Raw genomic sequence first — 11,700 nt, forward strand, 5'->3', positions numbered from 1 at the left:
TTACCGGGAGCTGATCAGAAGCTCCTTTTCTTATGCAGCAAACGGGCTAGTTGACCAAACAGGAATTGTTTTACGGGTTATGGAAAGTTATATTAGGGAGGAATATATATATGTCAAACCATGAAAATGAAGTAATGCTAACAGGAGGGAATGTTTCTAAAGTTTATCGTTCGGGAGATACTGTGCGACGAGAATTAAAGCCAGATAGTCCTAAAATTCATAAGCTATTAAAGCATTTGGAGAACAAAGGTTTCAGCTATGCACCAAAGTTTTTAGGTATTGATGAAAAAGGAAGAGAGATATTATCATTTATTGAAGGAGAAGCTGGTAATTATCCTTTAAAGGAATACATGTGGTCCGATGATGTCTTAATAGAAATAGCGAAAATGCTCCGGCTTTATCATGATGCTGTAAGTGATTTTTCATTTGATGATAGCTGGCAATCGATAGATAACACCCCTCAACAATTTGAGGTAATATGCCATAATGATTTTGCAATATACAACATTATTTTTAATCATGAAAGACCTATAGGCATTATTGATTTTGATGTTTCTGGACCTGGTCCAAGACTTTGGGACATAGCTTATACTCTTTATAATTGCGTCCCCTTAAGTAGATTTTATCTTTCTGAAACAGGTGAGGAAGTTTATTATGATTCATTACAGCAAGCTAACCGTATAAAACAAAGAGTTAGATTGTTTTTTGAATCTTACGGTGAGGGAATAGAAGAAGATTATTTGGAAATGGTATTGCTGCGATTAGAAGGGTTATGTAAAACAATTACAAGAAAAGCCAGTGAAGGTGACATTGCTTTTCAAAAGATGATAGATGAAGGGCATCTTGAACATTATCAAAACGATATTAAATTCATTCGACAACATGGAAAAGAGTGGATTTAAGGGTAGGTTTCATTTGAACTCCCATGAAAATTAAAAAAGCTCAAAATCCAGTAAAAACGCTTTTTAAAAAAAGGCTGAGCCGTATGAGTAATCTGATTGAGTTTGGTAGATCGTTAAACAAAAACCTCCAATCATAGCATATTAAGTAGAGGCTAGCGCGACGACCAAAAAAGGATTAATCTCCCATGAGTGCTACCCATAAAGGGAGCGTTAGTCGGTGGTACACCGTGGTCGTCGGAGTCAGACTAACGGATGGGCTCAAAAAAGGCACCATAGTTCAACGACCTTCTTCGCCAGCCATTAAAACATTATCGGCATAGAGACCCATTTTCATTCTCTGTGGTGAAGCGCTGATTTTGCGCTTCATGGATGGCCAACGGGTGCGTTAGCTGAAGATCGGAGCTGTCTTTAATGCAGCTCTTTCTTTATGCAACAGTGCTTAATCATTAAGTTTACAGCATCTCCATCAAATTGAAATGAGAGATGTAAGTGTTTAATTTTGAAGCAGAAAAATAAAAAACCACTCAGTGTGGTTTTTTAATCGCGCATTGCTCCTGCCTCTCGGGAAGTCATTGCACCCTGTCCTTCGCTTACATCTTTTTGAATTTCTTGTTTTACTTTTTTTGCATCAGTTCCGGCAAATTCTGGTTTCATAATAAAACCCAAATTCTCCTTAGCTTGTTGATCCTGTTGCATACAAGTCCTCCTCAATTTATTGTTTAACAATCTTATTATTTACAAAAAACACTCGTTATATCCGAGGATTTGAGCGGATTTCCCATAAAGTAAAAAGGGCTTTCGTTGAACAATCGGGTTGCAGGGCAGCCCCTTTTCTTGTTCGACTAAAGGAGCAGTTTAGTTCAAGAGTGCTGTTTGATCTTTGTTCAACAATTGGGGCGGATTGTTTAGTAAAGGAATCTTCAATAATATACATATTTTGAACAATCTTAGAATTAATTATGGTAATCTTTTAGTGACTTTTAAAAAGGGGAAATTATCCAGCGGAAAATTTATATTTAACTTTAGGGCTAATTGGTACTGTTTTTCCGTATTATTTTTTTATTCAGTTCCTCAGGGATAATGGACTTGATTTAGGTTTATTAATGGAATTATTATTTACTAACACGACATAGGCCTTTTTTGCAGTTAATTTTTTAATCTCATGTGTTGTTTTCTTGGTATTCATGTTCAATGAATCACACAAGTATAACATTAAAGAAAAATGGATTTGTCTTTTATCTCTGTTTACAGTTGGATTATCTTTAGCTCTACCTTTATTTTTGTTTTTTAGACATTCTTATATTAATAGTAAAGATGAAGTATAAATTAGAAAATAGAATGTTCCAGCTAAGATAAGTAAAATGTTTATTCAAGTATCGGGCGCGATTCTTTAATAGAATTCCTTTTCTTATAGAACTAACGGGTGTGTTAGCTGATTAAGGAACAATAAGAAATGTAAACGGGATTAATAATTTATTCTTATAACTTTATAGTAATTCAGTATTTTACTGAATCACGAAAAAATGATACAGTTTTTTCTATATTTACAAATATTTTTAAATGGGAGGTTATCTATGGAATATGTAGAAACAATCTTTAAAAGCTATTTCTTCTTTTTCCTTCAATAGTCAAATGGGAAAGGAATGATCTGTTTATTGACATATTGTGTGATGAGGCTATTAATCTTTCGTTCAGGGAGGACAACCTATGAAAAAGTTTTTTGCTTTTCAAGTTTTAATTGCATTGTTTATTGGGGCACTTATCGGACATTTTTTTCCTGAACTTGGCCAATCCTTAAGACCAGTTGGCGACGCTTTTATTCATCTTATTAAAATGATTGTTGTGCCTATTGTTTTCACTACTATTGTCATTGGGTCATCAGGCGACGGAAACATGAAAAAAATGGGTTCATTAGGACTTAAGACAATTATTTGGTTTGAATTTATTACCACCCTGATTCTAGGTATAGGTCTTATACTTGTTAACATTTTAAAGCCTGGTGCTGGGCTTAATTTGTCCCATCTTGCTCAGAAGGATATCACACAATTAAATGAAAGCGTTACCAAAGTTGTCGATTTTAAAACGATGCTTGTTAACATCATTCCAAGTAACATTGTTGATGCGATGGCAAAAAGTGATTTATTAGCTGTTATATTCTTCGCTATTTTATTTGGTGCAGCTGCTGGAGCAATTGGCAAAAAGTCAGAGCCGGCAATGAAGTTTATGGAATCAGTTGCAAATATCATGTTTAAACTGACACAAATGGTCATGGTGACCGCACCGATTGGTGTACTCTCTCTCATGGCAGCCTCTGTAGGCCAGTATGGTATCGCCCTTTTAATCCCTATGGCAAAGTTGATTGGGGTTGTGTATCTTGGGCTTGCTATTGTTATTTTCGTTCTGTTTCCAATAATTGCTTGGTTCTTGAAGATTTCTTACTTTAAAGTGTTTCGAATGGTATGGGATTTGTTCCTTATCGCTTTTTCTACAACAAGTACGGAAACCATTCTGCCTCAGTTAATGGATCGAATGGAAGCATACGGTTGTTCGAAACGGGTTGTTTCATTCGTTATTCCTTCTGGGCTATCACTGAATTGTGATGGTTCGACATTGTACCTTTCCGTTTGCTCTATTTTCCTGGCACAAGCATATGGCATCCCGATGGATTTTGGCCAACAGTTGATTGTAATGGGGGTTCTTGTTGCAACCTCAAAAGGAATTGCTGCTGTTCCATCCGGTTCGCTAGTTGTCCTTTTAGCTACCGCCTCAGCAGTAGGGCTTCCTGCAGAAGGCGTCGCAATTATAGCAGGCATTGACCGAGTGCTGGATATGGCACGTACTGCTTGTAATACTCCTGGACATGTTCTCGCTTGTATTGTGGTTTCGAAGTGGGAAAAAGAGTTCCGTCAGGAAGGATGGAAAGCTCAAACAGAACAGTCAAACATTGGGCAGGTACCACCAAAATTTTGAGGATACGTTAAGCAGCATCATTACATCAGAAGAATTGGGAAAAGGGGATGATACAATTAGCAAGGACCGGATATTCTCGCCGCATTGTTGAAAGCCATGAGTTAAAACTAATGATGGGTTCTGACACACATCTTGAAGACCTTTTTTGAATTGTATAGCTGTTGGGTGAGTTAAGAAACTGGGAAGAGGAAAGGTGAAATAACTCTTAGAATCAATGGCTTTGACATTGATCAGGAAAAAACGTTTATGAAAGTTGAGAAATAAGAGTCTTCCTTCACTAACAGCTGCGTTAGCTTAAAATCGGAACTGCCTTTAAGGCAGTTCTTTCGTGCGCCCGGCATGGGTGCAATCTATAGGGTGAAAGTCCCGAACCATGAAGGCAGTAGTAGTGGTTAGCTTAATGCAAGGGTGTCCACGGTGACGTGGAATCTGAAGGAAGCAAGCGGCAAACCTCCGGTCTGAGGAACACGAACTTCATATAAGGCTAGGTATCATTGGATGAGTTTGCGAAACAAAACAAAGTCCTTACTGCCGAAGGTGGTACAGAGTAAATGAAGCAGATAGATGGAGGGAAAGATTGCACTCTTACCCGGGGAGGTCTGATGACAGCCAAGTACACTTGGTAACCTGTCCAGTGATGGACAGCTGAATCATCAGAAGTCAGCAGAGGTCATAGTACTTGTCTACTCGAGAAGATAAGGAAGGACCGAACAGATTAAGGAGGATGAATACTAGGCGTTCGTTATCTGCAAAGAAGCAAACAATTCCTAACGGAACTTATTTGAAGGAAGAAGTGGTGAATACACGGGGAACTTCAAAAGGGTGGAGCAGATAAAGGCACAAATAGACCATTTATCCACGTAGAAAGGATATCAACGATGTTAATGGAACAGATACTAGAGAGGGAAAACTTAATACAGGCATTGAAGCGTGTAGAAAGAAATAAGGGAAGCCATGGTGTAGATGGAATGCCGGTTCAAAACCTGAGACCGCACCTCGTAACCGAATGGTACAACATGAAAACTGCCCTTTTACAGGGTACCTATCAACCGCAGCCCGTCCGTCGTATCGAAATCCCGAAACCAAACGGCGGAGTTCGGCTATTGGGTATTCCAACCGTTCTAGACCGTTTCATTCAACAAGCCATTGCCCAAATATTGACCAAGATATATGACTCAACCTTTTCGGAGAATAGCTATGGATTTCGCTCTAACAAACAAGGGCACCAGGCGGTTCGAAAGGCAAAGTCCTATATAACCGAAGGTTATACATGGGTAGTGGATATGGACTTGGAGAAGTTCTTCGATAAAGTGAATCATGACAAGCTCATGGGAATGTTAGAGCGGAAAATTGAAGATAAACGAGTTCTCAAACTGATTCGTAAATTCCTTCAAGCAGGCATTATGATAGGCGGACTTTTTCATAAAAGTGAGGAGGGAACTCCGCAAGGAGGTCCGTTAAGTCCTTTATTATCTAATATCATGTTAGACGATTTAGATAAAGAACTAGAGCAATCTTCGATTCGTAAGGTATGCGGATGACAGTACTATCTTTGTGAAGACACGAAAAGCCGCCAAACGTGCAATGGGAAATATCTCAAGCTTCATTGAAAATAAACTGAAGCTAAAGGTCAACTACGAGAAGTCGAAGTATGATCGCCATTGGAACAGAACGTTTCTCGGTTTTAGTTTCACGAAGTCAAAGAAGAACCCGAAGGTTCTACTGGCTAAACAAACGGTGAAGAGAGTAAAGAAACGAATCAGGGAAATGACCTCGAGAAAATTACCGATACCCATGAAACTCCGAATAAATAAGTTAAAGCAATACCTTAGAGGTTGGATGGGGTATTTCGCCCTCATTGATACTCCGAACGTATTGAAGAATTTAGATTCATGGATTCGAAGAAGACTCAGGATGTGCCTATGGAAGCAATGGAAATTGCCAAGAACGAGGGTGAGGAAACTCAAAGGACTAGGCGTCCCATTTGGAAAAGCATATGAATGGGGAAATAGCAGAAAGGGTTATTGGCGCATAGCGCATAGTCCTATTCTAGACAAAACCCTTAATAATGTTTATTGGCTCCATCATGGGTTAGTAAATCTATATGAACGATATACAAAACTACGTCAGACTTAAACTGAACCGCCGTATACCGAACGGTATGTACGGTGGTGTGAGAGGTCGGAGGCTAGGCGCCTCCTCCTACTCGATTTTATGGAACTAAAGGGGCAGGTGTGCGGCCGAGCCTAGGTCGTATCATATAGCGGGTGGGATTCCCGCCGAGTAAGAACTAGCCATTCGCTCGTAGCGAGTCTTGGAGGACTAAAGGGTAACTCTAGTCTTATGCGTAGACAGTTAGGTGGCGGGCCGAAAGCCAAATGGTTGAAGGGATTGAGCTCCATAAACTTTAGTAAACCGAGAGGGCTGATGCCTTACCTGCGTGCAGAAAGCAACATTTTATCCTCCGTCAAAGGCAAGAAGGATAAAACCTCTCTGGAGTCAGAGACCTTGGCACGTTACACATTGATATGATACGGCAACTCGGGAGAGCCTACCGGTCTTTTCTATTGAAGAGTATGGTGTACAAGTGATAACAAGCAAGGAAACCAAATGCCGTGTAGGGAGTCGGATAGCAGCATAGTACAATGAAGTTGGGTAATGCCGATGGAGGAAAGGCTAGCTACCGGTTATCACCCTTACTAGGGAAACATTTACTACACACAGAGGTAGGAATAATAATTTTGGAAACAAAACTACTAAGGATAGCAGAATTAGCAAAATCTGAGCCTGAAATGAAATTTACATCACTTGCACATTTATTAAATGAGCAATCGCTAACACAGTGTCATCATGAACTACCTAATAAAAAGGCGACTGGTGTTAACGGAACGACTAATGAACAATACAGTTGAAACTTGAAAGAAAATATAAAGGATTTGGTAAGTAGGCTTAAAAGCTCTGTTTCTTCGTAAATATCCACTTCCTTCACCAAGAATTAAAGTGAACATCTATGAACTTAGAAAAGAGATTAGCTGCATTCTGTAAACGATGACTGGGAGGAGCCGTATGCGTTAATAGCGCAAGCACGGTTCTGTGAGGGAGAGGAGTACAATTTACCGTAAGGTAGAAGGCTCCCTTCTACTCGACTAATTCATTAGGGGTTATGAAACGGCCTGTTACTAGTAAATTATTTCCCCGAATTAATTCACGCTATATACACTTTTCAATAACTGATTCGAGAACTATCACCAATACTTCGTAATCAAAAACGGTGCTACTTCTTTAACTTACATAAAACAATTACGCTAAGGGTGAGTAAGTATATTATTTACTTTCTTTGTTGACCATAGTTAAGAGTGTTAACAGTATTAGAATTAGGAGGACCCTGCATTTATGAAGGCTGTAACTTATCAAGGACCAAATCATATACAGGTTAGCCAAGTAGAGGATGCAAAATTAGAAAAAAAAGACGATATTATAGTTAAGATTACTTCTACTGCTATTTGCGGATCTGATTTGCATTTATATCAAGGTAACATGCCATTACCCCCAGGATATATTATTGGCCACGAACCAATGGGTATTGTTGAAGAAGTTGGACCTGAAGTCACAAAAGTAAAAAAAGGAAACCGTGTTGTCGTTCCCTTTAATGTTTCATGCGGACATTGCTTTTATTGCCAACATGAAATGGAAAGCCAATGCGATAACTCAAACCCTCATTATGATTCTGGCGGGTACTTTGGTTATACTGAGAAGTTCGGTAACCATCCAGGTGGTCAGGCTGAATATTTAAAAGTCCCTTTCGGAAACTTCACTCCCTTTGTTATCCCGGAGTCATGCGAATTGGAGGATGAGTCACTGCTCTTTTTATCGGATGTTCTGCCAACAGCTTATTGGAGTGTAATAAATGCAGGTGTAAAATCAGGCGATACAGTTATTGTTCTTGGATGTGGACCAGTTGGGTTGATGGTACAAAAATTTGCCTGGATGGAAGGTGCAAAACGTGTAATAGCAGTTGATTACTTGGATTACCGGATCAATCATGCGAAAAAGATGAACAATGTTGAGGTATTTGAGTTCACAAAATACCCTGATATGGGCGAACATTTAAAAGAGATCACACATGGTGGGGCAGATGTCGTCATCGATTGTGTAGGTATGGACGGAAAGAAATCACCCCTAGAGTTTCTGGAACAAAAATTCAAACTGCAGGGCGGAACCCTTGGACCTATTCAAATTTCTACTAAAGCTGTCCGAAAGTATGGGACAGTACAAATGACTGGTGTTTACGGGGGTAACTATAATCTATTTCCATTAGGTGCATTTTGGGTTAGAAATATTAATCTTAAAATGGGACAGGCTCCAGTCATTCATTTTATGCCAGAATTGTTTAAAAAAATAACAAATAACGAATTTGATCCAAGAGATATTATCACACACAAAATGTCCCTTGAAGATGCAAGTCATGGTTATCGAATTTTTAATAATCGTGAGGATGAATGTATAAAAGTCGTTTTAAAACCGTAATCCTCTTCTCTTTCCAAAAAGACTTCATACTGTGTATAGAAGTCTTTTTGTCTGTAATTTTTTTAGAATGGATAATTCAACTGGTAATTTGGATAGGCATTGTATGGGGTCTAAGTCCTATCTTTTACATTGGCCAGGAATCATTCATGCATTAGGTATGTCTTTCTTTAACTAGGTGCTAATAAGCTCACCGTGTACCTAGTACCTGTTATTGGAAAGTTATCAACCGAACGTAACGTTTGTATTCGTAATATGCCTGGTTAGGAACTTCTTTTGTTCCTGAAAAATCTTTTTCAATTCGTGCATTTTGTTTTTCCTTTACTAGTGTTAATCACGATGCTTCCTCCTTATTTAAAAGCCACTGTAACTAATTATGCGACATCAGATTGCTTCATAGCTGCAGTATAACGTTCAGCCTTTTCTTTATCAAACTCACCCTCCCATTTGGACATTACAATGGTAGCTAACGCGTTTCCTACTACGTTTACAGACGTACGAAGCATATCTAAAATACGATCAATACCTGCAATAAAAGCCATACCTTCCAGTGGAAGTCCCATCGAACTAAGTGTTGTTAACACCACAACAAACGAAGCACCTGTAACGCCTGCCATTCCCTTAGAAGTCAACATCAAAACGAGTAAAAGTGTAATCTGCTCTGTCATAGATAAATGAATGCCGTACATTTGAGCAATAAAGACTGCAGCAATTGCTTGATAAATAGACGATCCATCAAGGTTAAAGGTGTAACCTGTAGGAATAACAAAAGAGGTAACAGCTTTTGGACATCCGAACTTCTCCATTTTAGCGATCAGCATTGGTAATACAGATTCTGAGCTTGCGGTTGTAAACGCTAAAATTAACTCATCTTTTAAAATTTTCATAAGGATAAATATATTTGTACCAGCTAATTTCGCAATAAGCCCTAATACAACAAATACAAAGAAAAACATTGTAGCATATACGACCAATACTAGTTTCCCTTCCAGAACATTGCTTCCAATACACCTTCAAAGAAATTTAAAACAGGCTTTCCTTTTTCTCCGACAACTGCAACACCTACACCAAACAGGACAGAAAAAAAGACTATTGCCAGTAAATCACCCTCTGCCATCGATTGAAAGATGTTACTTGGTATGATATGGACAAATTTATCGGCAATATTACCACTTTCACTTAACTTAGCTGTTTCTTCATATGTGGAGATATTACTTTTTTCAAGACTCCCCATATCAATTCCAGTACCTGGATGGAATATATTCGAGGCTAGTAGACCGATAGCGAGTGCAATCGTAGTAACCTTTAAGGCAGCTCTTTCGTTATGCAACTAAAGGTTCAGGTTAGCTTAACCTGAACCCAAAAATATTATTGAAGCGTATTTAGATTTTGTGCCCTTAATAAACTTACAGCTATCTCTCCAATTTGTCTGCCTAACTTTAAGCCTTCATTGTTATCTACGTTAAAATGTACGCCCGCGTACAAACGAGATTGAGCACTTTCTTCCATTAATTTTTTTATTTCGGATGACTCATGAGGGAAAATATAACTTAATACTGCCTCTGCGCATCCCGCCACAGTAGCGTGTGCAGAAGGGTAAGCTGGAAAACGAGGGGTAAACAACACAGTGGATAGATTTTTGCCATATTGATTTGGACGTGCAACATCCCAATGATATTTAAAAAACCACGTCATAACAAAAGTATCATTCATGGCAGCGTGGAAATATCCCTGCACCCTGGCAACACTCGGTGATCCTAGCTTATACTTTTCAGCTAAATTGAAAAGTAAAGTGGTAATTTTCGCGGTTAATTCACCTGTTCCCCAATATTGTGCTATGCGTATTTGCTGGGAAGTCAATGACTTTAATGTCTCCTCTACAATGAATAATTCTGTTTCCCAAACAATATCTTCAGGATTTTTAATTCGCCAAATTATACGTTGATGAAAGGGGTCTAGGAAATCATTGTCTCTTCCCCTTGAAATAAAAAACATCGGCCAATTTCCTGCCTCTGGAGAACCTTTAGGTGGGATACTCTCCCCTGGGTAAGGATATTCTGTCCATCTTCTATAACTTGTTCTCATAAAGACAACCCCCTAATGAATGTTCTCCTTGTTCCTTATGATTGAGAGTATTGAAATATGACCATTCAACTTTTGGGCTCCCTAATCAGAGGAGAAAGATCAGGGGGAGAACTGTCGTAGTAGGTTCTTTTTAAAAAAATGTGAGGGAATACAACTTAAGTTGTGTTTTACATCCTGTCACTCCACTTTCAAAATGAGCTTTCTGATTGTGCCATTTTAAGCCTTTATAGTGATTCTCCCAAACCTTTACAATATAAATTAACATTTCGGAGTTTTATTTGAAAAATTTCCAAATTTTCGAAGGTATTCAAATGGTCATGTCCTGAAATAATAAGAAAAAAGCAGGAGAAACCATATGAACAGAAAAAAAAGTTATAAAGAATTTATCGCTATTTTTATTTTTATATTTGTCTTAATTGTGAATCATCCGGTCTATGCAATTGAATGGGAAGATGAAGAAGTACCTATAAACTTTAAAATTGAGATATTACCTTGGGAGATAGTAAACAACACTATTCCTAATAGAACAAATTTCACCATTATAGACATTGAAACGGGATTATCATTTAAGGTTCAACGAAGAGCAGGCAGTCATCATGCCGATGCTCAGCCACTAACCAAGGATGATACTCAGATTATGAAGAAAATTTATCATAATCAATGGAGTTGGAAAAGAAGAGCCATTATTGTATTAATCAATAATCAAATGATCGCTGCCTCTATGAATGGAATGCCACATGGTGCCGGTTCTCTTCAAAATGGTTTTTCAGGTCACTTCTGCATTCATTTCTATGGAAGTTTAACACATCGTTTAAAAAACGAAGATCCCGTTCATAAATTAATGATATTGAAAGCGGCCGGTAAGCTTGATGAATATTTAGGCACGGTAAGTCCCTACGAACTTATCCACATTTTTACCATTGCCATTAATCAAGGAGATCGAAGTTTATTATCAATGACCTTATCAAATCCGGATCATTCCAATCGTTTCATAAAACTTGCTGAAAATATTACATACTTTGGGGTTAGAGATTTTTCAGGACAACCCCTTGAAGACGCAAACGGGTTAATACTTGTGGACGTACCGGTTCAAGTGAAGATTTATAAAGAGAGAGAAGGGAGTGAAAACAAGATCATCCATTTTATGATCCGAAGGGAGAGTTTGACTGATCGTTGGTTCATTGATCAAGATGCAATCTATGAAGACTTAAAATAAGAT

8 protein-coding genes and 3 pseudogenes are annotated in these 11,700 nt (G+C 38.4%); 8 read left to right on the plus strand and 3 right to left on the minus strand.

What is annotated here, in order from left to right:
- Positions 1-110: 110 nt before the first annotated feature.
- Entirely contained in the window at positions 111-902 is a 792-nt protein-coding gene (locus tag QFZ73_RS15215; RefSeq protein WP_307267635.1) for a phosphotransferase, read from the plus strand.
- Between the two features lie 537 nt (positions 903-1,439).
- Here QFZ73_RS15215 and QFZ73_RS15220 read toward each other — a convergent pair.
- Positions 1,440-1,598 (minus strand): hypothetical protein, encoded by a 159-nt coding sequence (locus QFZ73_RS15220; RefSeq protein ID WP_251432340.1) that lies wholly within the window; start codon positions 1,596-1,598, stop codon positions 1,440-1,442.
- 326 nt (positions 1,599-1,924) lie between these two features.
- Between QFZ73_RS15220 and QFZ73_RS15225 the strand changes: the two are divergent.
- From QFZ73_RS15225 to QFZ73_RS15250, 6 genes and pseudogenes are all read left to right on the plus strand, one after another.
- Positions 1,925-2,227 (plus strand): annotated as a pseudogene (locus QFZ73_RS15225) (DUF2834 domain-containing protein); the annotation flags it as partial.
- Positions 2,228-2,609: 382 nt separating this feature from the next.
- Complete coding sequence (locus QFZ73_RS15230) at positions 2,610-3,872, plus strand: dicarboxylate/amino acid:cation symporter (protein ID WP_307267642.1); 1,263 nt, start codon at positions 2,610-2,612, stop codon at positions 3,870-3,872.
- Positions 3,873-4,551: 679 nt separating this feature from the next.
- Positions 4,552-4,707 (plus strand): hypothetical protein, encoded by a 156-nt coding sequence (locus tag QFZ73_RS15235; RefSeq protein WP_307263198.1) that lies wholly within the window; start codon positions 4,552-4,554, stop codon positions 4,705-4,707.
- Between the two features lie 43 nt (positions 4,708-4,750).
- Positions 4,751-6,008: pseudogene (gene ltrA / locus QFZ73_RS15240) on the plus strand (group II intron reverse transcriptase/maturase).
- A gap of 509 nt (positions 6,009-6,517) precedes the next feature.
- The gene (locus QFZ73_RS15245) at positions 6,518-6,784 is read left to right on the plus strand and encodes a hypothetical protein (RefSeq protein WP_307267644.1); all 267 of its coding nucleotides are present in this window, start codon (positions 6,518-6,520) and stop codon (positions 6,782-6,784) included.
- Between the two features lie 481 nt (positions 6,785-7,265).
- Entirely contained in the window at positions 7,266-8,399 is a 1,134-nt protein-coding gene (locus QFZ73_RS15250; RefSeq protein ID WP_307267649.1) for a zinc-dependent alcohol dehydrogenase, read from the plus strand.
- A 371-nt stretch (positions 8,400-8,770) separates the two neighbouring features.
- Here the strand turns inward: QFZ73_RS15250 and QFZ73_RS15255 are convergent.
- A pseudogene (locus QFZ73_RS15255) lies at positions 8,771-9,699 on the minus strand (cation:dicarboxylate symporter family transporter); the annotation flags it as partial.
- A 65-nt stretch (positions 9,700-9,764) separates the two neighbouring features.
- Entirely contained in the window at positions 9,765-10,481 is a 717-nt protein-coding gene (locus QFZ73_RS15260) for a vanadium-dependent haloperoxidase (RefSeq protein ID WP_307267652.1), read from the minus strand.
- Between the two features lie 355 nt (positions 10,482-10,836).
- Here QFZ73_RS15260 and QFZ73_RS15265 point away from each other — a divergent pair, with 355 nt between their 5' ends.
- Positions 10,837-11,697: a hypothetical protein gene (locus QFZ73_RS15265; RefSeq protein WP_307267655.1), complete on the plus strand. Its 861-nt coding sequence runs from the start codon at positions 10,837-10,839 to the stop codon at positions 11,695-11,697.
- Positions 11,698-11,700: the final 3 nt, after the last annotated feature.

Source organism: Peribacillus sp. V2I11 (assembly GCF_030817135.1).
In the GTDB taxonomy this organism is placed as follows: Bacteria; Bacillota; Bacilli; order Bacillales; family DSM-1321; genus Peribacillus; species Peribacillus simplex.